Annotated in this window: 24 protein-coding genes; 13 read left to right on the forward strand and 11 right to left on the reverse strand. The window is 68.4% G+C overall.

Annotation, left to right across the window (positions count from 1 at the left end; all coding sequences use genetic code 11):
• The first annotated feature begins 11 nt into the window (after window positions 1–11).
• Together ACFOLC_RS09760 and cyoE are read left to right on the forward strand one after the other, a co-directional pair.
• Window positions 12–1151: a COX15/CtaA family protein gene (locus ACFOLC_RS09760; protein ID WP_386759064.1), complete on the forward strand. Its 1140-nt coding sequence runs from the start codon at window positions 12–14 to the stop codon at window positions 1149–1151.
• Window positions 1151–2080 (forward strand): heme o synthase, encoded by a 930-nt coding sequence (gene cyoE, locus ACFOLC_RS09765; RefSeq protein WP_386759065.1) that lies wholly within the window; start codon window positions 1151–1153, stop codon window positions 2078–2080. The genes ACFOLC_RS09760 and cyoE overlap by 1 nt, the downstream gene beginning before the upstream one ends.
• Before the next feature lie 86 nt (window positions 2081–2166).
• On the opposite strand, the gene dnaG is transcribed toward cyoE, so the two are convergent.
• From dnaG to rpsU, 3 genes are all read right to left on the reverse strand, one after another.
• On the reverse strand, window positions 2167–3909 hold the full coding sequence (dnaG, locus tag ACFOLC_RS09770) for a DNA primase (RefSeq protein ID WP_386759066.1): 1743 nt from the start codon (window positions 3907–3909) through the stop codon (window positions 2167–2169).
• 119 nt (window positions 3910–4028) lie between these two features.
• Window positions 4029–4475, reverse strand: a complete 447-nt coding sequence (locus ACFOLC_RS09775) for a GatB/YqeY domain-containing protein (RefSeq protein WP_386759067.1) — start codon at window positions 4473–4475, stop codon at window positions 4029–4031.
• 158 nt (window positions 4476–4633) lie between these two features.
• On the reverse strand, window positions 4634–4849 hold the full coding sequence (gene rpsU / locus ACFOLC_RS09780) for a 30S ribosomal protein S21 (RefSeq protein WP_031371286.1): 216 nt from the start codon (window positions 4847–4849) through the stop codon (window positions 4634–4636).
• Window positions 4850–4973: 124 nt separating this feature from the next.
• Between rpsU and tsaD the strand changes: the two genes are divergently transcribed.
• The 5 genes from tsaD (at window position 4974) to ACFOLC_RS09805 (ending at window position 9210) form a co-directional block, all read left to right on the forward strand.
• Window positions 4974–6041, forward strand: a complete 1068-nt coding sequence (gene tsaD / locus ACFOLC_RS09785; RefSeq protein ID WP_386759068.1) for a tRNA (adenosine(37)-N6)-threonylcarbamoyltransferase complex transferase subunit TsaD — start codon at window positions 4974–4976, stop codon at window positions 6039–6041.
• Between the two features lie 76 nt (window positions 6042–6117).
• Window positions 6118–6471 carry a dihydroneopterin aldolase gene (folB, locus tag ACFOLC_RS09790; protein ID WP_386759069.1) on the forward strand — a complete coding sequence of 118 codons (354 nt, stop codon included), beginning with the start codon at window positions 6118–6120 and terminating at the stop codon, window positions 6469–6471.
• An 8-nt stretch (window positions 6472–6479) separates the two neighbouring features.
• A complete protein-coding gene (locus ACFOLC_RS09795) occupies window positions 6480–7745 on the forward strand; it encodes a mechanosensitive ion channel family protein (protein WP_386759070.1) in 1266 nt (421 codons plus the stop codon).
• Complete coding sequence (gene folK, locus ACFOLC_RS09800) at window positions 7742–8224, forward strand: 2-amino-4-hydroxy-6-hydroxymethyldihydropteridine diphosphokinase (protein ID WP_386759071.1); 483 nt, start codon at window positions 7742–7744, stop codon at window positions 8222–8224. Before ACFOLC_RS09795 ends, folK begins: the two co-directional genes overlap by 4 nt.
• Before the next feature lie 137 nt (window positions 8225–8361).
• On the forward strand, window positions 8362–9210 hold the full coding sequence (locus ACFOLC_RS09805) for a DUF6159 family protein (protein WP_386759072.1): 849 nt from the start codon (window positions 8362–8364) through the stop codon (window positions 9208–9210).
• Window positions 9211–9345: 135 nt separating this feature from the next.
• On the opposite strand, the gene ACFOLC_RS09810 is transcribed toward ACFOLC_RS09805, so the two are convergent.
• The gene (locus ACFOLC_RS09810) at window positions 9346–10095 is read right to left on the reverse strand and encodes a pteridine reductase (RefSeq protein WP_386759073.1); all 750 of its coding nucleotides are present in this window, start codon (window positions 10093–10095) and stop codon (window positions 9346–9348) included.
• Between the two features lie 60 nt (window positions 10096–10155).
• On the opposite strand from ACFOLC_RS09810, the gene ACFOLC_RS09815 reads away from it, so the two are divergent.
• From ACFOLC_RS09815 to ACFOLC_RS09825, 3 genes are all read left to right on the forward strand, one after another.
• Window positions 10156–11388: a class I SAM-dependent methyltransferase gene (locus tag ACFOLC_RS09815; protein ID WP_386759074.1), complete on the forward strand. Its 1233-nt coding sequence runs from the start codon at window positions 10156–10158 to the stop codon at window positions 11386–11388.
• An 11-nt stretch (window positions 11389–11399) separates the two neighbouring features.
• Window positions 11400–11801: a VanZ family protein gene (locus ACFOLC_RS09820; protein ID WP_386759075.1), complete on the forward strand. Its 402-nt coding sequence runs from the start codon at window positions 11400–11402 to the stop codon at window positions 11799–11801.
• A 144-nt stretch (window positions 11802–11945) separates the two neighbouring features.
• On the forward strand, window positions 11946–14579 hold the full coding sequence (locus ACFOLC_RS09825) for a TonB-dependent receptor plug domain-containing protein (protein WP_386759076.1): 2634 nt from the start codon (window positions 11946–11948) through the stop codon (window positions 14577–14579).
• A 269-nt stretch (window positions 14580–14848) separates the two neighbouring features.
• On the opposite strand, the gene ACFOLC_RS09830 is transcribed toward ACFOLC_RS09825, so the two are convergent.
• The 3 genes from ACFOLC_RS09830 to ACFOLC_RS09840 all read right to left on the reverse strand — a co-directional run bounded on the left by ACFOLC_RS09830 (window position 14849) and on the right by ACFOLC_RS09840 (window position 19639).
• The gene (locus tag ACFOLC_RS09830) at window positions 14849–16087 is read right to left on the reverse strand and encodes a multifunctional CCA addition/repair protein (RefSeq protein WP_386759077.1); all 1239 of its coding nucleotides are present in this window, start codon (window positions 16085–16087) and stop codon (window positions 14849–14851) included.
• Window positions 16088–16639: 552 nt separating this feature from the next.
• Window positions 16640–17539 (reverse strand): complex I NDUFA9 subunit family protein, encoded by a 900-nt coding sequence (locus tag ACFOLC_RS09835; RefSeq protein ID WP_386759078.1) that lies wholly within the window; start codon window positions 17537–17539, stop codon window positions 16640–16642.
• Window positions 17540–17566: 27 nt separating this feature from the next.
• Complete coding sequence (locus tag ACFOLC_RS09840) at window positions 17567–19639, reverse strand: lytic transglycosylase domain-containing protein (RefSeq protein ID WP_386759079.1); 2073 nt, start codon at window positions 19637–19639, stop codon at window positions 17567–17569.
• Between the two features lie 153 nt (window positions 19640–19792).
• On the opposite strand from ACFOLC_RS09840, the gene ACFOLC_RS09845 reads away from it, so the two are divergent.
• Complete coding sequence (locus ACFOLC_RS09845; RefSeq protein ID WP_386759080.1) at window positions 19793–20596, forward strand: sulfite exporter TauE/SafE family protein; 804 nt, start codon at window positions 19793–19795, stop codon at window positions 20594–20596.
• 157 nt (window positions 20597–20753) lie between these two features.
• The gene (locus tag ACFOLC_RS09850) at window positions 20754–21044 is read left to right on the forward strand and encodes a DUF6916 family protein (RefSeq protein ID WP_386759411.1); all 291 of its coding nucleotides are present in this window, start codon (window positions 20754–20756) and stop codon (window positions 21042–21044) included.
• On the opposite strand, the gene ACFOLC_RS09855 is transcribed toward ACFOLC_RS09850, so the two are convergent.
• From ACFOLC_RS09855 to ACFOLC_RS09870, 4 genes are all read right to left on the reverse strand, one after another.
• Complete coding sequence (locus tag ACFOLC_RS09855) at window positions 21037–21603, reverse strand: GNAT family N-acetyltransferase (RefSeq protein WP_386759081.1); 567 nt, start codon at window positions 21601–21603, stop codon at window positions 21037–21039. The two genes, ACFOLC_RS09850 and ACFOLC_RS09855, sit on opposite strands and share 8 nt — an antisense overlap.
• Before the next feature lie 4 nt (window positions 21604–21607).
• On the reverse strand, window positions 21608–22147 hold the full coding sequence (locus ACFOLC_RS09860; protein ID WP_386759082.1) for a phage tail protein: 540 nt from the start codon (window positions 22145–22147) through the stop codon (window positions 21608–21610).
• Window positions 22148–22235: 88 nt separating this feature from the next.
• Window positions 22236–22766, reverse strand: a complete 531-nt coding sequence (locus ACFOLC_RS09865; protein ID WP_386759083.1) for a phage tail protein — start codon at window positions 22764–22766, stop codon at window positions 22236–22238.
• Between the two features lie 71 nt (window positions 22767–22837).
• Entirely contained in the window at window positions 22838–23377 is a 540-nt protein-coding gene (locus tag ACFOLC_RS09870) for a phage tail protein (RefSeq protein WP_386759084.1), read from the reverse strand.
• A gap of 200 nt (window positions 23378–23577) precedes the next feature.
• Here ACFOLC_RS09870 and ACFOLC_RS09875 point away from each other — a divergent pair.
• The coding region (locus tag ACFOLC_RS09875; RefSeq protein ID WP_386759085.1) for a putative Ig domain-containing protein at window positions 23578–25418 on the forward strand (1841 nt) is incomplete at its 3' end.

Consider the following 25418-nt stretch of genomic DNA (forward strand, 5'->3'; position numbering starts at 1 on the left):
GAGTTCTGCGCATGACCAAGCCCGTCGCCTACCGACATTTCCATCGCATCGCCTGGCTGGCGGTCGCGCTCGCGCTTGGCGTGATCGTGTTCGGTGCCTTCGTGCGCTTGTCCAATGCCGGCCTGAGCTGCCCGGACTGGCCGACCTGCTACGGCCGCGCCGCATGGCCGAGCACGGCGCACGAGATCGGCGACCACGCCGCCACCGCGATCCGTCCGGTCGAGGTGCACAAGGCCTGGCGTGAACAGTTCCATCGCATGATCGCCGGCGTGCTGGGCGTGCTGGTGCTGATGCTGGCGCTGCTGGCCGCACGCAAGCGCCGTTATGGCGCGCTGCAGGTGATCGCCGCGGCGGTGCTGGTGGCGGTCGCCATCCCGCTGTACATGCAAGGCCAGCACGTCGCCGCCTCCGTGCTGGCGATCCTCGGCGAGGCCGTGTTGCTGTTCGCGGCGTTGCGTTGGAGCAACCTGGACCTGTCGCGCGTTGCCGCGCTCACCCTGGCGGTGATCATCTTCCAGGCACTGCTCGGCATGTGGACGGTGACCTGGCTGCTCAAGCCGATCGTGGTGATGGCGCATCTGCTCGGCGGCCTGCTCACCTTCTCGCTGCTGCTGTGGACGGCCTGGCGGGCGACCGACCTCCCGATCCGGCTGGCCGAGGCCGTTGCCGTGCGCCGCTGGATGATCATCGGGCTGGTGCTGCTCGGCGTGCAGATCGCACTGGGCGGCTGGACCAGCGCCAATTACGCCGCGCTCGCCTGCGGCAACGACTTCCCGACCTGTGTCGGGCGGTGGTGGCCGCCGCACGACTTCGGCGAAGGCTTCGTGCTGTGGCGCGGCATCGGCGTCGACTACGAAGGTGGCATCCTCGACGGCGAGTCGCGCATCGCGATCCAGCTTGCGCACCGGATGATGGCGGGCGTCGTGTTCGTCTACCTGCTGTGGCTGGCGGCAAGGTTGCTGCGCACGCCGGGCATGCGCGGCTGGGCGACGCTGCTGGGCATACTGACGCTGGCGCAGGTCGCGCTCGGCATCGCCAACGTCAAGCTCGGCCTGCCGTTGTCGGTGGCAGTGCTGCACAACGCCGGCGCGGTGCTGTTGCTGTTCGTGCTGGTGTCGCTGCTGGCACGCTTGCGCGAGCCTGCGCCGTGATGTCCGCGACGCTGCGCCAGTACTGGGACCTGACCAAGCCGCGCGTGGTTGCGCTGATCGTGTTCACCGCACTGGTGGGCATGCTGCTGGCGGTGGACGGCATGCCCGATCCCGCGGAGACCAAGCGCGGCCTGCTCGGCTTCCTCGGCATCTGGCTGGCCGCGTCCAGCGCGGCGGCGATCAACCAGCTGCTCGACTCGCGCATCGATGCCAAGATGGCGCGCACCTCGTGGCGGCCGATCGTCGCCGGACAGATCACGCCGGCCCAGGCGCTGGTGTTCGCGCTGATCCTGGCGGCGCTGTCGATGCTGATCCTGGTGCTGTGGGTCAACACCATCACGGCGTTGCTGACGTTCGCCTCGCTGATCGGCTACGCGGTGGTCTACACCGTGTTCCTCAAGCGCGCCACGCCGCAGAACATCGTGATCGGCGGCATCGCCGGCGCGGCGCCGCCGTTACTGGGTTGGGCCTCGATCACCGGCATGCGCGGCGAGTGGGATTGGGCGCACGCGCTACTGCTGGTGTTGATCATCTTCGTATGGACGCCACCGCATTTCTGGGCGCTGGCAATCTTCCGTCGCGCTGACTACGCGCGAGCGATGGTGCCGATGCTGCCGGTCACGCACGGAGTCGAGTACACGCGTTGGCAGATCCTGTTCTATACGATCCTGCTCACTGTGGTGACGATTCTTCCGCGCGTCATCGAGATGAGCGGTGACTTCTACTTGTGCGGTGCCATGGTTCTGAACGCTGCCTTCCTGTGGCACGCCTGGAAGCTGATGAGCCCACCCGACGAGCTGTACGCGATGAAGGTGTTCAACTACTCGATCGTCTACCTGATGGCGCTGTTCGCGTTCCTGCTGCTCGATCATTGGCTGCTGCCATTGCTGCAGCCCGGGGCGGCCTTCAAGTTGCAGCCGGTGGCTTGATCAAAGTCGTCCTATGACGGATCCGGGTTGATGCGGCCACCGCATCAGGGCCTACCCTGGGCGTCGCGGCCGTGCGATCGGTCCGATCAGGCGAAGCGTGATTGCAGCAGGCCGCGCAGCTCGGCCTTGTCGGTGTCGTCGAGGCCGCTCTCGCGCTGCTTGCTCTGCAATTCTTCCAGCCGCTGCTGCAGGGTCTGGCGGTCGAGCTGGGTCATGGCGTCGATGAATTCACTGCGCCAGGCGCCTTCGTCGCCGGGCAGGGTCTGCGCGGCCAGCTTGTACAGCGCCGCCTGTTCCTCGCGCTCGGCGAAGTGTTCGATCAGCGAGCCGGTGCCGATGTCGGGGCGGTGCTGGACCAGCTGCAGCAACTCGATCAGCAGCGGCACGCCGGGCTGGCGCAGGCCGGCGAAGCGGAACGGCGGCCGTGATTCCAGGGCGAGCGCCGGTTGCTGCAGCAGCAGCGAGATCGCGCTGCGCACCACGCTGCGCTTGGGGGCCGGGGTGCCGCTGGCGGCGCGGGCGCGCTGGGTCGGCACGTGTGTTTCCGGCGAGCTGGTGCGCGCGCCCACGCCGGTGAGCTCGGTGAGGCGTTGCTTCATCAGGTCGCCGAAGGCGCCGTCGGGAATCTGCGCCAGCAGCGGCTTGGCGCGTTCGGCCAGGCGGCCCTTGCCTTCCAGGGTGCCGAGATTGACGTCGCCGGAGAGCGAATCAAAGAAGAACTGCGACAGCGGCGTGGCGTCGCGCAGGCGCACATCGAAACCGTCGCGGCCTTCGCTGCGGACCAGCGAGTCCGGGTCCTCGCCCTCGGGCAGGAACAGGAAGAACGCCTGGCGGCCGTCCTTCATGCGCGGCAGCACCGACTCGACCGCCTTCCACGCCGCGCCGCGGCCGGCGCGGTCGCCGTCGAAGCAGAAGTAGACGTCGGGCGCGTTGCGGAACAGCAGCTCGGCGTGGTCGGGCGTGGTCGCGGTGCCCAGTGTGGCCACCGCGCAGTCGACGCCATGCTCGAACAGCGCGATCACGTCCATGTAGCCCTCGACCACCACCAGCTTGTCGATCTTGTTGTGTGCCTGGCGCACCTGCCACAGGCCGTAGAGCTCGCGGCCCTTGTGGAACAACGCGGTCTCGGGTGAGTTGAGGTATTTGGGACCGGCGTCCCGGCCGTTATCGGACGCACTGAGCACGCGACCGCCGAAGGCGATCGTACGCCCACGGCGGTCGTGGATCGGGAACATCACCCGGTCGCGGAATTTGTCGTAGACGCGGCCGCTGTCGTTCCTGGAGAACAGGCCGGCGCGTTCGAGCAGCGACATGCGGCGCGGGTCGGTACCGAGCGCGTCGCGCAAGGCGTTGAAGCCGTCGGGCGCGTAGCCGATGCCGAACTGCGCGCGGATCGCCTCGCCGACGCCACGGCCGTCGAGGTAGGCGCGCGCCTTGTCGCTGCCGGCGAGTTGCTTCTGGAAGAACTTCGATGCCGCCTCGACCGCGTTGTAGAGGTCGGCGCTGTCCGGGTTGACGTTGCGCTGCTGGGTGTCGCGTGGCACTTCCATGCCGACGCGCTTGGCCAGCTCCTCGACCGCATCGAGGAACTCGAGGCGGTCGTAGTTCATCAGGAAGCTGATCGCGGTGCCGTGCGCGCCGCAGCCGAAGCAGTGGTAGAACTGCTTGGTCGGCGACACCGTGAACGACGGTGAGCGCTCGTCGTGGAACGGGCAGCGCGCCGAGTATTCCTTGCCCTGACGCTTCAGTGGCACGCGCGCGCCGATGATCTCGACGATGTCGGATCGCGCTAGAAGATCATCGATGAACGCGTCGGGGATGCGGGCCATGATCTACAAGAATGCCACGCGGTTCATGCCCTGTAGGAGCGGCTTCAGCCGCGAGCTGTCGGACTCCGGCCATGCAAAGGCGGCCAAGAGCTCGCGGCTGAAGCCGCTCCTACCAAAATTCAGCTGGCGAGCCGTTGCTTCACCAGCGCCGATACCTGGCCCATGTCGGCCTGGCCGGCGAGCTTGGGCTTCAATGCGCCCATCAGCTTGCCGATGTCGGCCGGGCCGATGGCGCCGGTCTCGCTAACCGCGGCATCGATCGCGGCCAGGATCTCGGCCTCGCCCAGCTTGGTCGGCAGATAGCGCTCGATCACGACGATCTCGGCCAGCTCGACATCGGCCAGGTCGGGGCGCGCGGCGGCCTGGTACTGGGTGACCGAGTCGCGGCGTTGCTTGACCATCTTGTCGAGCACGGCGATCACCGCGGCGTCGTCAAGCTCGATGCGCTCGTCGACTTCCCTCTGCTTGATCGCGGCGTTGATCAGGCGGATCACGCCGAGGCTGTGCTTGTCGCCGCCCTTCATGGCGGCCTTCATGTCGTCGGTGAGTCGCTGCTTGAGGCTCATCGGGCTGCTCCTTGGCAGGGGGGACCGGGCGGAGTGGGGCGCGGTCGAGTGGTCGAAATCCAGAAACACAAAAAGCCGGCAGCGCAGGGCGCGGCCGGCTCGATGATGGCGTTGAAGCGACAGGTCCGCGCGCTGCGCGAGGCCTGCCGCGGACGCGATCAGTACAGGCGCTGACGCTTGGTGACGTCGCGCGAGGCGCGGCGCGCCTGACGCTTCACCGCAGCGGCGGCCTTGCGCTTGCGTTCCTGGGTCGGCTTCTCGTAGAACTCGCGCTTGCGGGTCTCGGCCAGGACACCGGCCTTCTCGCAGGTGCGCTTGAAGCGACGCAGAGCAAACTCAAAAGGCTCGTTTTCGCGGACTTTGACGCTGGGCATACGTAATCTCGTTTCGGTGACCGGCCCGGGCAGACCGGGAGAGCCGCGCATTATAGCGATGGGCGCCTTGAAGGTGCAACATAGGGCCCCATCCAGGGCCCAGGCCCGTGAATCCGCAACCGACGTGAAAGTCCTCGGCATCGAAACCAGTTGCGACGAGACCGGCGTGGCCGTGTACGACACGGACGCCGGCCTGCGCGCGCATGCCCTGTACAGCCAGATCGCCCTGCACGCGCAGTATGGCGGGGTGGTGCCGGAGCTGGCCAGCCGCGACCACGTGCGCAAGCTGCTGCCGCTGATCCGCCAGACCCTGGCCGACGCCGGCCTGGGCGTCGACGACCTCGACGGCGTGGCCTACACCGCCGGTCCCGGCCTGGTCGGGGCGCTGCTGGTCGGCGCCGGGGTGGCGCGGGCGCTGGCCTGGGCGCTGGAAGTGCCGGCGGTCGCCGTGCACCACATGGAGGGTCACCTGCTGGCGCCGCTGCTGGAGGACGACCGCGAGCGCGGCCGCCCCGAGCCGCCGTTCGTGGCCTTGCTGGTCTCCGGCGGCCACACCCAACTGGTCCATGTCGAGGCGATCGGCCGCTACCGTCTGCTCGGCGAGACCCTGGACGACGCCGCCGGCGAGGCCTTCGACAAGACCGCCAAGCTGATGGGCCTGCCGTACCCGGGCGGGCCGCAACTGGCGGCGCTGGCCGAGCACGGCCGGCCCGGCGTGTACAAGTTCGCCCGGCCGATGACCGACCGCCCCGGCCTCGACTTCAGCTTCAGCGGCCTCAAGACCCAGGTGCTGCTGGCCTGGCAGAACAGCGACCGCAGTGACACCACCCGTGCCGACATCGCCCGTGGCTTCGAGGACGCGGTGGTCGACACGCTGGCGATCAAGTGCCAGCGCGCGCTCGACGCGGCCGGCTGCGACACCCTGGTGGTCGCCGGCGGGGTCGGCGCCAACAAGCGCCTGCGCGGCAAGCTCGACGAGATGACGCGCCAGCGCGGGGGGCGCGTCAGCTTCCCGCGGCCGGCGTTCTGCACCGACAACGGCGCGATGATCGCCTTCGCCGGCGCGCTGCGCCTGCAGGCCGGGCAACACGAAGACCTGGCCGTGAAGGTCACGCCGCGCTGGGACATGGCGAGCCTGCCTGTGGTCGCAGGCACGCCGGGAGTCGGGAATCGGGAGTCGGGAGTCGTCTAACTCCCCGGATTCCCATCATTCGCCTCAGACGCTTTCGCCTTTACGATTCTCCACTTTCCATTTCCTATTCCCGTTCATGGACCACGTCTTCATCGAAGGCCTCGAAATCGAGGCACTGATCGGCATCTACGACTGGGAGCGGCGCATCCGCCAGACGCTCGTGTTCGACCTGGAAATGGCCTTCGACAACCGCGTGCCGGCGGCGAGCGACGCCATCGAGGACACGCTCAACTACAAGGCGATCAGCAAGCGCCTGGTCGAGTACGTGTCGCAATCGGACTTCGGCCTGGTCGAGACGCTGGCCGAGCGCGTGGCCGCGATCGTGCTCGACGAGTTCGGCGTGCGCAGCGTCAAGCTCAAGCTGAGCAAGCCCGGCGCGGTGCGCGGTGCGCGCGCGGTCGGGGTGATGATCGAGCGCTCGGCGCCGTGAGCAGGCACATGGACTGGCTGCCCGAATCCCTGCAGCCACTGCTCGACTGGCCCTACGCACCGACCGTGATCCAGGCGTTGGTGCTGGTGCTGGTGGCGGTGTTGTCGAGTTGGCTGAGCCACAAGATCCTGCGCCGCGTGGTCACGCCGCTCGTGCGCGCCTCGCCGATGAAGTGGGACGATGCCCTGCTGGTGCGGGGCGTGTACTCGCGCCTGGCGCACGTGGTGCCGGCGCTGGTGCTGTACTTGGGCTGCGCGGCCATCCCCGGGTTGCCGCAGGTGCTGGTGACCGTGGTGCGCCACGTCGCCGCCGCGTACGTCGTGCTGACGGTGGCGCTGGCCCTGGGCGACCTGCTCGATGCTGGCAACGACCTCTACGAGGGGCGCGGGCCGCATGCACGCGAGCGGCCGATCAAGGGCTACCTGCAGGTCGCCAAGATCGTCGTGTTCGTCGTGGCCTTCGTGCTGATCGTGGCGACCCTGGTCGACGAGTCGCCGCTGTTGTTGCTGTCGGGCTTCGGCGCGATGTCGGCGATCATGTTGCTGGTGTTCAAGGATTCGATCCTGTCGCTGGTGGCCAGCGTGCAGTTGGCCAGCAATGACATGCTGCGCCTGGGGGACTGGATCGAGATCCCCACGCTTGGCGCCGACGGTACCGTGATCGACATCGCCCTCAACACGGTCAAGGTCCAGAACTGGGACCTGACCATCACCACCGTGCCGACCTATCGCCTGGTCAGCGACAGCTTCAAGAACTGGCGCGGGATGCGGGAGTCCGGTGGGCGCCGCATCAAGCGCGCGCTGTACATCGACCAGGGTTCGGTGCGCTTCATGACGGCGGCCGAGCTGGATGCATTGAGTCGGACCGCGCCGATCGGCGATTACCTGGCGGACATGAAACGCGAGATGGAGGCCGACGGCCGGCCCGCCCGAACCGACCTGCCCAGCGACGATCTGCGTGAGGTGACCAACCTCGGCACGTTCCGCCACTATGTCGAGGCCTACCTGCGCGCCAGCACGCGCCTGCGCCAGGACATGGATTTGATGGTGCGCCATCTCGCCCCCGAACCGACCGGGTTGCCGCTGGAAATCTGGTGCTTCACCAAGACCACGATCATGACCGAGTACGAGACGATCCAGGCCGACATCTTCGACCACCTGATCGCAATCCTGCCGGAGTTCGGCCTGCGGCTGTTCCAGCAGCCGGGCGGCGCCGATTTCACCCGGGCCATGGCCGAAGGCGGCAAGGCCGCGGCCCAGTCCCCGTTGCCATGAGTCGCGCCTACCTGAGCCTGGGCAGCAATCTCGATGCTGCTGTCCACCTGCGTGGCGCGATCGCGGCATTGCGCGATCGCTTCGGCGCGGTCGTGCTGTCGCCGGTGTATCGAACGCGCGCGGTCGGTTTCGACGGCGCCGATTTCTACAACGCGGCGGCGATCATCGAGACCGGGCTGGAGCCGCAGGCGCTCAACGCCTGGTTGCACGCGCTCGAGGACGCGCACGGCCGCGACCGCAGCGGTCCACGCTACGGCGACCGCACGCTCGACATCGACATCGTGCTGTTCGACGACCGCGTGCTGGAAGGCCCGGGCAACCTGCGCATCCCGCGCCCGGAACTCAAGCACGCGTTCGTGCTGCGACCGCTGGCCGAGATCGCGCCCGACGTAGTGGTGCCGGGCGGCGGTCGTACATTGGCGCAGCTGTGGGCGGCGCATCCGGAGTGCGGCGCGGATCTGGAGTCGGTCGCGATCTGACCGTCGTTGCCGCCTCGTGGGGATGACGGCTGTTCGAGATCGCCACTCGGCGGTGCCCGTACTGAGCCTGCCGTAGCAGTCACGCGGTCGGCCGCTTGCCGGCGACCCGGGTTTGGTCCGAGGATGCGCCCTGGCCCATGGGGACGAAGGGGATGGCGATGTTCGAGAAGTTCTCGCGCAGTTGGGAGCTGGTCAAGGCGAGCGCGGCGGTGCTGCGCTCGGACAAGGAGCTGATGCTGTTTCCGATGATTTCGGCCGCCGCCACGCTGATGGTGCTGGCGACGTTCCTGGTGCCGATGATCGGCTGGCGCGTGTTCCAGCACGGTTTCGGCGTGTCCGCGGCGGTGTGGACGTTCCTGTTCTATTTCTGCCAGTACACCGTGATCTTGTTCTTCAACAGCGCCCTGGTCGGTGCGGCGATGATTCGCCTGGAAGGCGGCGACCCGAGCCTGGCCGACGGGCTCAATGCCGCCAAGGCGCGGCTGCCGGCGATCCTGGGCTACGCCGCGATCGCCGCGACCGTCGGCCTGGTGCTCAAGCGGATGAAGGACGACAGCCATTTCCTGGTGCGCCTGCTCGGCGGCGGCCTCGGTGCGGCGTGGACGCTGGCGACGTTCCTGGTGGTGCCGGTGCTGGTCAGCCAGGACATCGGTCCGGTGGATGCCTTGAAGAAGAGTGCGGGCCTGCTCAAGCGCACCTGGGGCGAGAACGCGATCGGCAACATCGGCATCGGCGCCGCATTCGGCCTGATCATGTTCGCGGTGATCGTCGTTGGCGTGTTGCTGGCGTATGCGGCGGCGCAGCTGTCGATGGCGCTGGCGGTGGTGATCGCGGTGCTGTTCGTGATCGCGGCGCTGCTGCTGGGCGTGTACCAGTCGGCGCTGAGCGGCATCTACTCGGCGGCGTTGTACCGCTACGCGACCCACGGCGAGGCGCCGCCGGCGTTCCAGGGGCTGCATCTGGAGAGTGCGTTCCAGCCGAAGTGATTAGGGCAACGCTGATAAGCGTCGTCATCCCCGCGAAGGCGGGGATCCATGGACGTCAACCCCTTGAACAACAACATCCTTGGATTCCCGCCTTCGTGGGAATGACGAGCAAGAGCGACTTATTCAGCGTTGCCGCTAGGCATTAAGCAGCCGCCCGCCATCCAGATGCAGCACCTGCCCGGTGCTGTAGTGCGCATCCTGCAACAGCCAGCGCACCGCCTCGGCCACCTCCTCCGGCGTGCCGGTGCGTGCCAGTGGCGTGCGCGCCAGCATCGCCTGCTGCGCGGCGGCATTGCCGCCGTCTTCCGGCCACAGGATCGCGCCGGGCGAGACCGCATTGACGCGCACCTCGGGGCCGAGTTCCAACGCCAGCGATCGCGTCATCATCAGCAGCGCCGCCTTGGCCATGCAGTAGACGGTGTGCTGGCGCAGCGGGCGCTCGCCGTAGATGTCGGTGAGGTTGACGATGGCGCCGCGCGTCGCCTGCAGGTGCGGCGCGGCGGCCTGGGCCAGGAAGAACGGCGCCCGTGCATTGCTGGCCAGCAGCGCGTCCCACAGCGCCGGCGTGGTGCTGCCGATCGGTGAAGGCGTGAACGCAGAGGCGTTGTTGACCAGCGCGTCGAGCCGGCCGAAGCGGCCGATGGTGTGGGCGACGAGCTCCGGCAGGCGGTCGAACTCGGCCAGGTCGGCCGGCAACAGGAGCGTGCTGCCGGGGCGCGTGCGTTCGAGTGCGGCGGCCAGCGCCGCGGCCTCATCCTGCGAATGGCGGTAATGCAGGGCCAGGTCGTAGCCGGCCGCGTGCAAGGTGCGCGCGATCGCGGCGCCGATGCGCTTGGCGCTGCCGGTGATCAGCGCGACCGGCGCGGGCGAAAGGGCGATCGACATGACGAGGCTCTCCGGGGGCGTGCCGTATCCTGAGCGCCCAGTGTCCCACGCAGCCGTTGCATGTCCACCGACTCCACGCCCCTCGACCGCCGCCGCGATGCGCAGGCGTTGCCCGCGCCCGATGCCGACGCGCTTGCCCACAGCGCGCAACTGGAGGCGCTGATCCGCGCGCAGATCGCCGACAGTGGCGGTGCGATCCCGTTCTCGCGCTTCATGGAGCTGGCGCTGTACGCACCGGGCCTGGGCTACTACAGCGCCGGCGCCAGCAAGTTTGGCGAGAGCGGCGATTTCGTCACCGCGCCGGAGCTGGGCCCGATCTTCGCCGCCTGCGTGGCCGATGCGGTGGCGCCGGTGCTGCAGCAGCTCGGTGCCGACGCGCCGGCCGCACCCGGCGTGTTCCTTGAGCTCGGTGGTGGCACCGGTGCCTTCGCCGAAGTCGCGCTCAAGCGCCTGCTCGAACTCGACGCCTTGCCCGGCCGCTATGCCATCCTCGAGCCGAGCGCGCAGTTGCGCCAGCGCCAGCGCGAGCGTCTGCAGGAGCGGCTGACGCCGCCGCTGTTCGAGCTGGTCGAGTGGCTCGACGGTCCGCTCCCGGGCGACTGGAACGGCGTGCTGTTCGCCAACGAGGTCATCGATGCGCTGCCGACGCCGCGCTTCGCCATCGAGGCCGATGAGGTTTACGAGGAGCACGTCGCGGTCGAAGACGGCCGGCTGGTGCGCGTGCTGCGCCCGGCCGACGGCTTCCTCGGCCATGCCGTGCGGCACCTGGAGCGGCAGCTTGGCCAGCGCTTCGCGCACGGCTACCAATCCGAGGTGCTGCCGCAGCTGCCGTACTGGCTGCAGGCGGTGTCCGGCGGCCTGCAACGCGGCGCGATGCTGTTCGTCGACTACGGCTACGCGCGTGGCGAGTACTACCTGCCCGAGCGCAGCGACGGTACGTTGCGCGCGTTCTATCGCCACCGCATGCACGGCGAACCGCTGCTGTGGCCGGGCCTGCAGGATCTGACTGCCTCGGTCGACTTCACCGCGCTGGCCGAGGCCGGCGTCGCCGCCGGCTTCGATTTCGCCGGCTACTGCTCGCAGGCCAGTTTCCTGCTCGGCAACGGCCTGGCCGGCGTGCTCGAACGCATCGAGCGCATCGCCGACGAGGGCGAGCGCCTGCGCCGCACCCAGGAGGTCAAGCGCCTGACCCTGCCCAGCGAGATGGGCGAGCGCTTCCAGGTGATGGGCTTCGAGAAGGACGTCGAGTTCGGCGCCGCCTTCCTTGCCGGCGACCTGAGCTTCCGCCTGTGAGCGCGGCTACGGTGGCACCCTTGCTGCGCGACTTCCGCCGGCCCGGCCTGTGGCTTGCCGTGTGGTTGGCGATGGTGGGGGCGGTGATCGCCACCTCGCTGATGTCCGCGCGCGACCTGCCGCCGGCGCCGTTCGAGGGCGTGGACAAGGTCGAGCACTTCCTCGCCTACCTGCTGCTCAGCGCCTACGCGGTGATGCTGTTCGCCCGGCGCCGCACCCAGGCGCTGGCCGCGGTCGGGTTGATCGCACTGGGGGTCGGGCTGGAGGTCGCCCAAGGCGCGTTGACCGCCTCGCGCCAGGCCGATTCGGCCGATGCGCTGGCCAATACGCTGGGCGCCTTCGCCGGGCTGTGCCTGGCGCCGACCCCCTTGGCGCGGGGGCTGCTGTGGCTGGACGGGCGCCGGCTGAGCTGAAACGGCCGTCTGCCGGCAGAAAAACCGCCATGAAAGCAGATTGAGCAAAGCAGCGGTAGGTATTGCGCAAAGGTTAAAGACTGGTTAAAGCTCGGCCCGGGCTCGACAGGGGGAGTCCGCCCACCCTGAGCAAGGAAACCCGCCATGCTTGCCGTCACCCGCAATCGCCTCACCGTGGCCGTCGCCACCGCGCTTCTTTCTGCTGCTTCCGTGCCGGTCCTGGCTCAGGACAGCCCACAAACAAGCCCGCCCGCCCCCCCGCCCCGGACCGCTGCGCCGCGGCAGAGTCCCGTCGACCTCGACAAACTGGTCGTCACCGGTACCCGCGTGCAGGGGCGCTCGCCGACGCAGTCGCTCTCGCCCGTCGACGTCTTCAGCCCGGCCGAACTCGAAAAACAGGCCTCGGCCGACTTCACCGACCAGCTTGCCGACATCGCGCCCTCGTTCAACACGCAGCGCTTCCCGATCGCCGACGGCACTGCCTTCGTGCGCCCGGCCAACCTGCGCAACTTGCCGCCCGACCAGACCCTGGTGCTCATCAACGGCAAGCGCCGTCACCGCTCGGCGCTGGTCAACCTGCAGACCGAGCCGTTCGGCACGGTCAATCAGGGCTCGCAAGCGGTCGACTACAGCCTGATTCCCTCGGCCGCGATTTCGCGCGTGGAAGTGCTGCGCGACGGCTCCTCGGCGCAGTACGGCTCCGACGCCATCGCCGGCGTGATCAACATCCTGCTCAACGATTATTCCGAAGGCGTGCGCGTCGACGCCCAGTACGGCTCGACCTACAAGGGCGACGGCGACAAGTGGCGGACCTCGTTCAACCTCGGCCTGCCGTTGGGCGAAGACGGCTTCTTCAACATGACGGCCGAGTATTTCCAGAGCGACTTCACCTCACGCGGCGTCGCGCGCGCGGATGCCGCTGCAGTCGGCGCCTTCCTTGGCCGCGACCAAGTGCCGTTCGAGGGCCTGGGCCAGCGCTGGGGCGATCCCAATGGCGAAGGGCTGCGTTCGTTCTTCAACGGCGAGTACGCGATTTCCGACAGCGTCAGCCTCTACGGCTTCGGCAGTTACGGGGATTTGAAATACGACTCGAGTTTCTTCTACCGCGCGCCAGTGGGTGTGCCGGGCGTTGCGCCGCGCGGCACGCTGTTCGTGGACGGCGATGGTGATGGCGTGGCCGATCCGGTCGACCAGGCCATCGTCGACGGCATCAACGCGCGCGGCCTGGACCCGAACGACTTCCTGACCGCCGATCCGTCCAGTCCGTCCGGCTTCATCGCACTCAACCCGATCCACGTCCTGTTCCCGGGCGGCTACACACCGACCCTGGCCGCGGACATCACGGACTACGAAGGGGTGTTCGGGGCCAAGGGCGAACTGGGCGGCGGGCTGCGCTGGGACGTGAGCCTGCGCCAGGGCCAGAACGAAATGATCTACAAGCTGATCAACTCGATCAATCCGAGCCTGGGCCGCATCAGCCCCATCCAGTTCAAGCCGGGCCAGATCACCCAGCTCGAGCGCGGCGCCAACGCCGATTTCGTCTATCCGTGGCAGAACGACGTCTTCGCCTCGCCGATCAACCTCGCTTTCGGCGCCGAGTGGCGCGAGGAGACGTACAAGATCGGGACCGGCGATCCGGCCTCCTTCGCAGTCGGCCCGACCGCCGAACTGTTCGGCGTCGGCTCCGACGGTTTCCAGGGCGACGCGCCGGAAGGTGCGGGCGAATTCAGTCAGTACAGCCGTGCCGCCTATGTGGACGTGGAAACCGACGTGATCGAGCGGCTGACCATGGGGTTGGCCGGACGGTTCGAGGATTCCTCCGGATTCGGCAACACCTTCGACTGGAAGCTGTCGTCGCGGTTCGAGTTCACCGACGCGTTCGCCATGCGCGCCACCGTCAACACCGGTTTCCGCGCGCCGACGCCGGGCCAGATCAACACCCTCGACGTCACCACGACGGCTGACGCCACCGGCGCGCTGGTGCCGCTGGGCACCTTCCCGGTGAACAGTGCCGCCGCGATGGCGCTGGGCGCGCAGCCGCTGCAGGCGGAAGAATCCTCCGCCTACTCCGTCGGCCTGGTGTACGCGCCCAACGAGGCCTTCAGCTTCACGCTGGACTACTACAACATCGACATCGACGATCGCATCGCACTGCGCAACTTCAACATCACGCCGGGCTCGCCGGAGCAGCAGGCGTTGATCGACGCCGGCGTGCCGGGTGCCACGTTGCTGCGCCAGGTGTCGTACTTCAGCAACGGCTTCGACACCACGGTGCAGGGCGTGGACCTGGTGGCGACCTATCGCACCGACTTCGCCCAATGGGGCACCGGCGTGTTTGATTTGCGCCACAGCTACAACAAGCAGGAGGTCGACCACGTCGACCTGGTTCCGGGCACCACCACGCCGATCATCGACGCCGAGCGCGTGGCGGACCTGGAGAACCAGCTGCCGAACAACCGCAGCGTACTGACCTTCGACTGGCGCTCGCCCTGGAATTTCAATGTCACCGCGCGCGCCAATTACTACGACAGCTGGGAAGACTTCACCTTTGGCGAGAAGGGCGAGTTCGGATCGGAGTGGCTGTTCGACCTGTCGGTGAGCCTGGATCTGCTCGACGGCATGGCGCAGCTCACCGTCGGTGGAAACAACATCTTCGACAACTACCCGGACAGGGAAACCAACAGCACGCTCAACTTCCTGGGCGCGAAGTACCCGCTGTCGTCGCCGTTCGGCTTCAACGGTGGCGAGTGGTACGTCAAGGTGACTTACCAGTTCTGACCGGTGCCGTTCGGATGTTTCCAATCGACGGGCGGCTTTGGCCGCCCGTCGTTTTCCGACCGCTACGCGCGCTGACGACAGCCGCCGTGATCATGAAGTGGGATCCTGTGACCGCTGCACCGTTCCCCTGATCCGGTTTCAAGTACGGTGTCGCGATCTTGCCGTTGGGCATCACGGCTACCGCCGCGACGCACGCTTCGGTGACAAACAGTGGGGAGAAACGCCGGGCGACGGGGAGGTCGCCCGGCGTTGCTTTTTGCGCCATCCGCTCAGCGTTTTCCGGTAGCTTCGGCAATCGCGGCAGTACGGGCGCGGCGCATCGCTTCGCCGATGTCCGGACCCTGCAGGTGCCCGGGCAGGTCGCTGGCACGCACTGCCATTGCGGCCGCATGCGCGGCCTGCAGGGCGCGGCCCTGCGGGTAGTCGTCGTCGGCGTGGCCGCTGCGGCCGCGCTTGTCGGCCTCGCACACCAGCGCAAGCTGGGCGATGCGCTCGGGCCTGCGGAAGCCGTCGCAACGCGCGATCAGTTCGTGCACGGTCTGCGCCCGCAGCTCGTCGAAACGGTGCACGTTGAGGTGCTCCCGGCACACCGCCTCGGCCAGCTGGCGGTACTCGGTCGGGACCTTCAGGCGCTCGCACAATGTGCGCAACGGGGCCAGGCCGGCCTGCTCGTGGCCGAGATGGCGCGGCAGCACGTGCGCCGGCGTCAACGCCTTGCCGAGATCATGGGTAAGCGCGGCGAAGCCGATCAGGTCATCGCCGGGGGCGAGCCGTGCGGCCATGTCGCAGACCAGTTCGACGTGCACGCCGGTGTCGACTTCGGGGTGAAACTCCGCTCGCTGCGGCACGCCGTAGAGCGCTGCGACCTCGGGCAACACCACGGCGAGCGCCCCGCACTCGTGCAGCGTGCGCAGGAACGCCGACGGCGTGGCGCTCGCCAGCGCGCGGCGCAGCTCCTGCCAGACGCGCTCGGGCACCAGGTCGGCGAGCTCGCCGCTGGCGACCATGGTGCGCATCAGCGCCATCGTTTCCGGGGCGACATGGAAACCGAGCGCGGCGAAGCGCGCCATGAAGCGCGCCGCGCGCAGCACCCGCAGCGGGTCCTCGGCGAAGGCCGGGCCGACGTGGCGCAGCACCCGCGCCTCGATGTCGCGCGCGCCGCCGTACGGATCGATCAGGGCGCCGTCGCTGCCGTCATCGGACGGCTCCTGCGCAATCGCATTGATGGTGAAGTCGCGACGACCGAGGTCCTCCTCCAGCGTCACCGACGGATCGGCATCGACGACGAAGCCACGGTAGCCGCGCCCGCTCTTGCGCTCGGTGCGCGCCAGCGCGTACTCCTCGCCGCTGTGCGGGTGCAAAAAAACCGGGAAGTCGCGCCCGACCGGCTTGAAGCCGGCGGCTTCCATCGAGGTCTGGTTTTCGCCAACCACGACCCAGTCGCGATCGCCCGGCACCAGGCCAAGCAGGCGATCGCGCACGGCGCCGCCAACCAGGTAGGTCTTCATCGCGGCGCCTGGCGCGGGTGCGCGGGGTGGCGGTCGGTCGGTGCTGGCTGCGAAGGCGTCAACGTGGGCTCTGTGTGACTCGGTCAGGGTGTGATCTTAGTGCCGCAGGCGTGCAGGGCGGGCGTGGGCGATCAAGAGGCTTGGGGTCGAATGCCCATTCGTCATTCCCGCGTAGGCGGGAATCCAAAGATTTTGCCTTTCAGAGGATTGAAGGCACTGGATCCCGCTTGCGCAGGGATAGTGGCATTTATTCAGCGCAGCCTTAAACAGCAACATCCAATGCTTCCGTCCGCTGATGCGGCCGGGCTACTTTCTTTGCTGCCCAAAGAAGTAGCCAAAGAAAGGGCTTTCCTCGACAGGTCAAACCTATAGATTCGTTGCTGCGGGGATTTTCCGACTCGGCATCCTGCCTCGGAAAACGGCGTGCATCCATGCACGCCGCCCTTCGGGTCTGGGGAGTTAGCTGGTGGTGGGCTGATCCGAAAAGCCACAAGCCGTAAGCCTGAGACGGCGATATGTCGCCGCCATGGCCTCAAACATGCGAAGCGCCGCTCAACACCCCGCCAGAATCTCCGCGATCTTCGGCTCGACCGCCGTCGGGGTGATGCCGAGCCGGCGCAGGCCGTCGTTGAAGCTGATCGAGTCGAGCTGCAGCGAGCGCCAGTTGTCGCGGCTGATCGGTTTGCCCGGCAGGAATTCGCCGATGCCGGCCTGCAGCTTGCCCAGCGCGTCGGGCAGCGGGATCACCGCGCGATGACGGCCGCGCGCGCGCGCGCTCAGTTGCACGATCTGCGCCAGGGTCATCACGTCCGGTCCGACCAGGTCGTAGCTCTCGCCGATGCTGCGCGGGTCGTCGAGTGCGCGCACGTAGGCTTCGGCAACGTCGCCAACCCACACCGGCTGGAATTTCGCCCCGGCGCGGCCGATCGGCAGCACCGGTGCGTAGCGCAGCAAGGCGTCGAAGCGACAGAACAGGCCGTCGCCGGGGCCGGCGATCACCGACGGCCGCAACAGCGTCCAGTCGAGCTTGGAACCGCGCACGTGCTGCTCGGCGCGACCGCGTGCCTGCAGGTAATGACTGTCGCCGTGGCCGGCGTTGAGCGCGCTCATCTGCAGCAGGCGACGCACGTTCATGTCGCGCATCGCCGTGATCAGGGCCTGCGTGATGCCGACGAAGACCTGCTCGAAACCGGCGCCGTCGTCGCCGCGCTCGTTGAGGATGCCGACCAGGTTGACCACCGCATCGGCATCGTCGAGCACGGCGCGCAGGAAATCGACGCTGCCGACATCGCCCTCGATCAGGCTGGCCTCGCGCGGCAGCTGCGCGCGCTTGCCCGAGTCGACGCCGCGGCTGAGCACGGTGATGCGGTCGCCGCCCTGCAGCAGGCGCGCGACCAGATGCCGGCCGACGAAGCCGGTCCCACCGAGAATCACCACATGCCGACGTGCCATGCCGGCGAGTTTAGGCCGGCCGACGATTCAGCGCTGTGACGAAGCCCGGGGTTGCGGAGCCGGTGCCGACGATGCGCTCTGCAGCGGGCAGGTGAAGCGTTTGCGCGGGCCGTCGAGACGGCCGCGCATGCGCTCGCTCAAGGTCAACGCGTCGCCGTTGAGACGCCAGTCGTAGAGCACGCTGAAGGCGAGCACGCGGGCGACGTAGTCGCGCGTTTCCTTGTAGCTGATCGTCTCGATCCAGAAGTCCGGGTCCATGCCGGGGCGCTGCGATTGCCAGCGCGTCAACGGCGCCGGCCCGGCGTTGTAGCCGGCGATGGCCTGGTAGGGCTGGCCGCCGTACTTGTCGAGCAGCTGCCGCAGATAAGCACTGCCGAGGACGATGTTGGTGTCCGAGTCGTACAGGCTGTCGGCGCCACCCCAGGGCAGGCCGAGGCTGCGCGCGACCGCGGCGCCGGTGGTGGGCAGCACCTGCATCAGGCCCATGGCGTTGGCGCTGGAGCGCGCACGCGGCTGGAACACGCTCTCGGCACGGATCTCGGCGGCGATCCAGGCCGGGTCGAGGCGGTTGCGGGCGGCCTCGCGGCGAATCGTGGCGTCGTGGTGCAGCGGAAAACGCAGGTGGTACAGGCGCAGCTCGTCGGGCCGGCTCTTGCCGCCGAAGTTGCCGAGGGCGAACACGGCGCGGTCGAACCAGCCGTGACTCTGCGCTACTTCCACCGCCAGGCGCCGCTGGCTGTCGTCGAAGCGCGACAGGGCATCGTCCCATTCGCGCACCGCCCAGCCGGTGCGATCGATCGCGAACAAGCCCATCGCCCGCACGATCACCGGATCGCGTGCGATCGCGGCCCGCGCCGGGGCGCTGTCGTTGGGCAGCCACGGGCACAGCGCGTACGACTGGCCGAGTTTGTCGGCGGCGAGGAAGCCGTGGAAGTCGGGCTTGCCGGCGGCTGCGCGGTACAGCTTGTCGGCCGCGGCCTTGCTGCCGGCGCGTTCGTTCAAACGCGCTTCGAAGTATTGCCAGCGCGTATCGCCGCGTTGCTTGGTGCCCATCTTCTCGATTGCCGCCAGCGCCGCGCGCCAGTCCGAGCGCGCCAGCGCCTCGCGCGCGCGCCACTCGTGCAGGCGCTCATCAAAGGCCGATGCAGGTACGGCGGCGAGCCGCCGTGCCGATTCGGGTTCGTACGAGGCCACGGTCCACAGCGCGACCTGGTACAGCACGCGGCCGCGGTCTTCCTCGCTGAAACCGAGCGCCTGCGCGTACTGCGGCAGCTGCGCCTCGGCCGACGCCGGCGAGGCTTTTCCCAGCTTGGCCAGACCGTGCGAGGCGATGCGGCGGCTGCGTTCGGTCTTCGGCCAGCCCAACGCACGTGCATGCGGCGCATCGAGAAACGCGGCGTAGTCGTTGGCCTGGGCCTGCTGGTCGACGGGCAGGGCGCGCGCTGCGCTGCGCATCACACCGGGTTGCCACTCGGCCGCGGCCAGGTCGATGCGCTCCCAGAGCAGCTCCGGCGTCAGGCCGCCCTGCGCGGCGAGCACCGCCAAGGGTGCATCGCATTCGCTCGGCAGCGACTTGCCGGTGCTGCGCCAGATCGCCTGCGCGTCGCGGGTCCATTGCGCGTCGGCACGGCCCAGCGCCTGGCGCGCGTTCAACTCGGCGCAGCGCAGGCTGGTGCTTTTGTTCAAGTTGTCGGAGGGCAGTGGTTTCCACGCCGCCTGGAACGCCGGCCAGTCCTCGCGCCGGGCCAGTGCCGGCAGCCAGATCTCGCGGAAGGTCGCGGCCACGGCCTGACCGTTGTAACGCGACAGGAACGCCTGCCCCTGTGCATTGGGCAGCGTGTCGATCGTGCGGCGCAGGCCGGCGTACTCGATCCAGCCGAACAGCGGATGCCGGGCCAGGTCGGCGTATTGACCGGCGTCGTACTGCCCGCGTTCGGCCGCTTCGATCGCGGCGCGCACGCGCGGCAGTTGCGGGTCGGCCGGTGGTGTCGGCAACTTGGTTGAGGTGGCTGGCGGTGCGGCGGGGCTCTGCGCACAGGCGGATGCGGCAAGGGCGGCGACACAGGCAGCGAGTACGATGATGAACGGGCGAGGCAACATGCGCCGGACTATAGCCCAGCGATGTGAAGCATCGGTCTGCATCGAAGTCATCGCGTCAGGCGGCGTTACGTGTTGCCGCGATGCACGCAGCACGATGGCCTGCGACGTTGCGTATTCGATTCGTTGTGCGAATTCTTTCTGCAAGGAGACACCGTGGCCGCTGCATTGTTCGTATTCCTCGCGCTCGGCGCCGTTGCCGGCGTCCTCGCCGGCCTGCTCGGCGTCGGCGGTGGCCTGGTCCTGGTCGCCGCGCTGGCGTGGTTGCTGCCGGGCATGGGCATCCCGCAGGACGCGGCGATGCATGCGGCATTGGCCAGCTCGCTGGCGAGCATCGTGCTGACCGCGGCGGCGTCGGCGCGCGCGCACAACCAGCGCGGCAGCGTGCTGTGGCCGACCGTGGCGTGGATGGTGCCGGGGCTGCTGCTTGGCGGCTGGCTCGGCAGCGGCGTGGCGGTGCGCATCGACGATGACGTGCTGCGCTGGATCGTCGCCGGCTATTGCTTCATCGCCGCCGCGCAATTGCTGTTCGGCAAGTCGCGCAACGGCGGTGGCGGCGAACCCGTGCCGGCACCACGCGGCGCGCCGATGACGGCGGCCGGTCTTGGCATCGGCGCGGTCTCGGCGGTGGTCGGCATCGGCGGCGGCAGCATGACGGTGCCGCTGCTGGTGTGGCGCGGCATCGTGCCGGTGCGCGCGGTCGGTACCTCGTCGGCCTGCGGCATCGCGATCGGCCTGGCCAGCGCGGTCGGCTACGCCCTGCATGCGCCGGCCGGGGCGCTGCCGCAGTACGCGGTCGGCTATGTCTACCTGCCTGCCGCGATCGGCGTGGCTCTGGCCTCGGTGTTCGCCGCGCCGTACGGCACCCGCCTGGCGCACCGGCTGCACGGCGACACGCTCAAGCGCGTGTTTGCCGGCTTCCTGGTCATCGTCGGCACGAGCCTGCTGCTCGGCGGGTGAGCGGCAGCCGGTGCGGTCGGCTCAGTGGGCCTCCATGCCGGCGCGGGCCGGTGTCCGTGATGCGGGCGTGCTTGTGCAGGCCGGCCAAAGTCGCCACGATTCGCGGCAACCAAAACGCCGGGCCACACCGGTGCATAAGGCGCGGGGCGCTGGCTGGATGGAATTGCTGACACTGGAGCACTTTGCGGGCTGCCTCAACGAAGCATTCGATGCATCGCTGCAAGGCATGGAAGTGCCATTCGTGCTGGTCGAGGCGCGGCCGTTGCAGGGCTTGGCGCCGAACGCTTTGCGTGCGCCTTTCTCGCTGCTGTTCCGCAACAGCTCGGCCTTCCTGTTCCCGCAGCAGACTTATGCGATGCGGCATCCGAAACTGGGCGAGGTCGGTATCTTCCTGGTGCCGATCGCGCAGGAGCGCGACGGCTTCCTCTACCAGGCCGTCTTCAACTGAAGCAGGCTTCTGCCCGCCAGTGCATTGCCTGGTGCGTGGCGGTGACGCCGTCGACGACGAAGCCGAGCCGTTCGTAGAGGCGGCGCGCTTCGGCGTTGCCGTGCAGCACGTGCAGGCGCAGCCCGTGGCCGAGGTTTGCGGCGCCCTGCTGGCTGTGGCGGATCAGCGCCGTTGCCACGCCGTTGCCGCGGAACGCGGGGAACAGGCTGATGTCCACCAGCAGATGGTCGGGTGCCGAACGCTGGAGGTAGTAACGACCGGCCGATCCCTGCCGCGCGTGTTCCAGCACCAGGAAATCGGCATCGGCGAAATGCGTCAGGTAATGCCGGTGTTGCAGCGTGAACTGCTGGTCGAGGAAGCTGCGCTTGGCGGCCTCGGGCCAGGGCAGCCGGGCCATCTCCACCGCGCGTGTGCTGGCGTACAGGTCGCGCAGCCAAGGCAGGTCGCCGTCGCGCGCAACGCGCAGCTGGAACCCGCGTCGCGCCAGCGAATCGGGAAGGCGCTCGCGCTCGGGTCGTTCCGGCGGGAACGGCGCGAGTTGCAGCGGCATTGTCTGCATCACGTCATTCGAACGCCGGAAAGATCCCCTGCAGGGCGATGCAGAAATTCATCGCGAGGTAGGGCTGCTCGTTGCTGTGCGGCGTGCTGCCCCCGCTCGGCGTGAGCATGCCCGGCGCGAATTGCGTATTGGGCGTGCCGGCGGCGAAGGTCTTGGCCGTGGTGCTGGCGGCGAGGAAGGACAGCCCGCCGCCATCGACCGGTGTGCCGGTGCCGCTGCCCGCGGCGGATTGCGAATACGCACTGACGCCGTGGCTGTGTCCGGGCATCTCGGCGTGGGTGAGGGTCACGGTGCTCGCGCCGAAGGTTTCTCCCACGACGCGCGGCGTAAGGCCCGGCCCCTGGCCTTGCCGGCAGCCGGCGCGGGCGGACAGGTTCGGCAACTGGAACGTGGTCCGTCCATCGCCCCCATACTGGGTGCCCAGCAGCGAGAAGAGCGCGGTGTTCTGCTGGATGGCCAGCGTGGCGCCACTGCAGTACGCCCAGCCTTTTGGACTGAAGTTGAAGCCGAACAGCTGGATTTCGCCGATGAACGGTTGGGTCATGGTCCTGCTCCTCGATGGGTGCGCGTCGTGTTGACGTGGAGCGCGCCGGAGCGCCGCTGCGCAATAAGGGTGTGGCGCGGCATGCCGGTCAGCTCGGCGACGGGAAGATGCCCAGTGTGGCGATGCAGTACTGCACGGTCAGCGTGGGCATGGTGTTCTCGTGCGGCTGCGAACCACCGCTCGGTGCTATCACCTGTGCCGACATGGCGGCGGCTTTGTTGCCGACGAGGGTGTTGACGTAGAACGTGTCGCCGCTGACCGCGCCCGGCAGCAGCCCGGTACCAGGCGTGGTGGACGTCGCCGCGGCGGTGGTTGCGTGCAGCGTGTGGCTGTGGCCCGGGATCTGGGTGGAGATCAGGGTGGCCGTCTCGGTACCCGCGGCCTCGCCGATGACGCGGTTGCTCAGGCCAGGCCCCTGGCCCTGGTGCAGCGGCACGCGGCCGCTCAGGTCGGGCACGGCAAAGGTGGTCTGGCCGTCGCCACCGTAGATCGTGCCGAGCAGGGTGAACAGGACCTCATTTTCCGAGATTGCCAGCAGGCTGCCATCGCAGGCCTGCCAGCCGACGGGCGTGCGGCTGAAGCCGAACATGCGGATTTCGCCGACGAAGGGGGTGCTCATGGGGGCTGTGCTCCGGAAGTCAGTGAACTGACGCGCGCTGCGAACGCAGCGCCCTGCGCTTGCGAGGGCTGTCAGCTGCGCGGAGGGAAGATGCCGCTCAGTGCGATGCAGAAATTGATCACGCTGTAGGGCTGCATGTTCGCATGAGGCTGGGTGCCGCCGGTCATGCCGATCGTCTGCGCGGCCATCGCCACCTGTGCCCCGCTGGCCGGGCCGTACAACGCCTTCGGTGCCGACGCATCGATGCTGGTGGCATGGACGCGATTGCTGGGGATGCGGCTGTCGCCGTTGCCGGTGGAGGCGTTCACCCCGTGGGTGTGCGCGGGCAGGTTGTTCGCCAGCAGGGTCACGGTCTCGGTGCCCCCGACCTCTCCCAGTTGCTTGGGTGCAGTACCTGGGCCGATCGACGAGGCGAAACCGACGGGCGTACGCCCGCGCAGGTCGGGCAGGGCGAACGCGGTCTGCCCATTGCCGCCGTACGTCGTTCCCAGCAGCGAGAACAGCGCCTGGTTCTGGTTGATCGGCAGCCACTGGCCGTTGCATTGCGCGAAGAACTTCGGCGCGAAATTGAAGCCGGCCATCATGACCTGGCCGATGAAGACCTCGCTCATCCACACTTCTCCCCGGAAGTGGCGCAGCCTGATGGGCGCCGGGGCGTACTGTGAACCTCCTCACGCTTCCTCTCAAGGGCCGCTATGCTTATGGGATCGCCGTGACCGCGCCCAAGCCGGTCGACGGTTGGGATGGGGTGGTCCAGGGGCAAGGGTATTCACGGGTCGCCTGGAGTCGGCGGCCTTCAAGGGGAAGGGAAATGCATCAGTCGCTTTTCGCGTGCGGCCGCGGCCGACTCACTCGTTGCTGGCTTGCGGCCGTGCTGCTGTGCGTGGCGATGGTGTGGTCCACGCTCGCAAGCGCGCAGACATCCACCTACTGCCCGGACCCGCTGACCGCAACCGTCGCCAACGGCGGTTCGGTCGACGTTGACGTCAGTGACTGCGACGGTCCCTTCGACGGCGGCATGAGCGGCCCGATCGCGCCGTTCGCCCAGCACGGCGGCGTCACCATCGGCACGAACAGCGGCGGCGTCCAGTTCGTCACCTACGCCCACAGCGGCAATGCGGCGACCAGCGATGTCATCTGGCTGGAAGACAACGACCTGGGCACCGTCCGGATTGACCTCACCATTTCCGCGCCGACCTCGGCGATCACGGTGTCCCCGGCCAGCCTGCCGGCCCTGACCGCGGGCACGGCCTACGCGCAAACCCTCAGCTCCGCCGGCGGGGTGACTCCGTATTCCTATTCGCTCAGTTCGGGCGCCTTGCCGGTCGGCGTATCCCTTACCTCGGCGGGTGCGATCTCGGGCACACCGACCCGGCGCGGCACGTTTTCCTTCTCCGTCCGCTCGCAGGATGCGGGCGGCGACTTCGTCATCAAGGGGTACACCGGTTCGGTCCAGGACCCGACGCTGAGCATCGCACCGGCCGCGGCCACGGCCGCGCAAGGCGTGGCGTTCTCGCAGGCACTCACCCCGTCGGGCGGCGTCGCACCGCATACGTTCGCGCTGGAAAGCGGCAGCCTGCCCGCGGGCATCGCCCTGTCTTCGGCCGGTGTGCTGAGCGGCGCGACCAGTGCGGCCGCGGGCAGCTATCCGGTCACGCTGCGCGTCACCGATGCCAGCACCGGGCCGGGCAGCTACTTCGAACTCGAGACGTTCACCCTGCAGGTCACCGCCACGCCGATCATCGTGGTCGACCCGGCGTCGCTGTCGAACGCGACCGTCGGCGCCGCCTACAACCAGACCGTCAGCGCCAGCGGCGGCACTGCGCCTTACGCCTTCGCGATCAGTGCCGGTGCCTTGCCGGCCGGCCTGATGCTCGATGCCAACAGTGGCGCGATCACCGGCACCCCGACCGCGGCCGGAAGCTTCAACTTCACTGTGCGTGCGACCGACGCCAGCAGCCTCACCGGCACGCGCGCCTACACTCTGACCGTGAGCGCACCGACGCTGACCCTGACTCCAGCCACGGGGGTGCTCGCGGTGGCGTACGGCGTGCCGTACTCGCTCGACTTCGCCACCAGCGGTGGCACCGCGTCGTACAGCTATTCGCTGGCCGCGGGCTCGCTGCCGCTGGGCATGACGTTGAGCAGCACCGGCCGGCTCTCGGGCACGCCGACTGTGCCGGGCAACTACAACATCACCGTACGCAGCACCGACAACAGCACCGGCACCGGTGCGCCGTTCGCCATCCAGAACAACTACACGCTGCAGGTCAGCGCGTCGATCATCACCATCGATCCGCCGGCGCTGCCCAACGGCGTCGCCGGCACCGCCTACAGCGCCACGCTCAGCGCCCAGGGCGGCGTCGCCCCGTACACCTACTCGCTGCTGAGCGGCGCGCTGCCGATCGGTATGACGTTCAGTTCCGGCGGCCAGGTATCCGGCGTCCCGCGCTCGGATGGCAACTTCAGCCTGACCGTCCAAGCAACCGACAGCAACGGCCAGACTGGGCAGAAGGTGTACACCTTCAGCATCGCGCCGGCGTCCGTCGTGATTTCGCCGGCCACCCTGCCGGGCGGCACCGCCGGCGTCGCCTACAGCCAGACGCTGAGCAGCAGCGGCGGCATCGCGCCTTACAGCTACTCGATTCCATC

Origin of the sequence: Lysobacter cavernae (assembly GCF_042648505.1) — a bacterium.
In the GTDB taxonomy this organism is placed as follows: Bacteria; Pseudomonadota; Gammaproteobacteria; order Xanthomonadales; family Xanthomonadaceae; genus Lysobacter_L; species Lysobacter_L cavernae.

Coding starts and splice junctions, on each gene's coding strand:
- folK (WP_386759071.1), top strand. CDS start 7,742: ATGAGTCGCGCCTACCTGAGCCTGGGCAGCAATCTCGATGCTGCTGTC.
- ACFOLC_RS09850 (WP_386759411.1), top strand. CDS start 20,754: ATGGAATTGCTGACACTGGAGCACTTTGCGGGCTGCCTCAACGAAGCA.
- ACFOLC_RS09805 (WP_386759072.1), top strand. CDS start 8,362: ATGGGGACGAAGGGGATGGCGATGTTCGAGAAGTTCTCGCGCAGTTGG.
- ACFOLC_RS09865 (WP_386759083.1), bottom strand. CDS start 22,766: ATGAGCACCCCCTTCGTCGGCGAAATCCGCATGTTCGGCTTCAGCCGC.
- ACFOLC_RS09840 (WP_386759079.1), bottom strand. CDS start 19,639: ATGTTGCCTCGCCCGTTCATCATCGTACTCGCTGCCTGTGTCGCCGCC.
- ACFOLC_RS09860 (WP_386759082.1), bottom strand. CDS start 22,147: ATGACCCAACCGTTCATCGGCGAAATCCAGCTGTTCGGCTTCAACTTC.
- ACFOLC_RS09830 (WP_386759077.1), bottom strand. CDS start 16,087: ATGAAGACCTACCTGGTTGGCGGCGCCGTGCGCGATCGCCTGCTTGGC.
- ACFOLC_RS09810 (WP_386759073.1), bottom strand. CDS start 10,095: ATGTCGATCGCCCTTTCGCCCGCGCCGGTCGCGCTGATCACCGGCAGC.
- ACFOLC_RS09760 (WP_386759064.1), top strand. CDS start 12: ATGACCAAGCCCGTCGCCTACCGACATTTCCATCGCATCGCCTGGCTG.
- ACFOLC_RS09815 (WP_386759074.1), top strand. CDS start 10,156: ATGTCCACCGACTCCACGCCCCTCGACCGCCGCCGCGATGCGCAGGCG.
- folB (WP_386759069.1), top strand. CDS start 6,118: ATGGACCACGTCTTCATCGAAGGCCTCGAAATCGAGGCACTGATCGGC.
- ACFOLC_RS09835 (WP_386759078.1), bottom strand. CDS start 17,539: ATGGCACGTCGGCATGTGGTGATTCTCGGTGGGACCGGCTTCGTCGGC.
- ACFOLC_RS09795 (WP_386759070.1), top strand. CDS start 6,480: ATGGACTGGCTGCCCGAATCCCTGCAGCCACTGCTCGACTGGCCCTAC.
- ACFOLC_RS09775 (WP_386759067.1), bottom strand. CDS start 4,475: ATGAGCCTCAAGCAGCGACTCACCGACGACATGAAGGCCGCCATGAAG.
- dnaG (WP_386759066.1), bottom strand. CDS start 3,909: ATGGCCCGCATCCCCGACGCGTTCATCGATGATCTTCTAGCGCGATCC.
- rpsU (WP_031371286.1), bottom strand. CDS start 4,849: ATGCCCAGCGTCAAAGTCCGCGAAAACGAGCCTTTTGAGTTTGCTCTG.
- cyoE (WP_386759065.1), top strand. CDS start 1,151: ATGTCCGCGACGCTGCGCCAGTACTGGGACCTGACCAAGCCGCGCGTG.
- ACFOLC_RS09870 (WP_386759084.1), bottom strand. CDS start 23,377: ATGAGCGAGGTCTTCATCGGCCAGGTCATGATGGCCGGCTTCAATTTC.
- ACFOLC_RS09825 (WP_386759076.1), top strand. CDS start 11,946: ATGCTTGCCGTCACCCGCAATCGCCTCACCGTGGCCGTCGCCACCGCG.
- ACFOLC_RS09855 (WP_386759081.1), bottom strand. CDS start 21,603: ATGCAGACAATGCCGCTGCAACTCGCGCCGTTCCCGCCGGAACGACCC.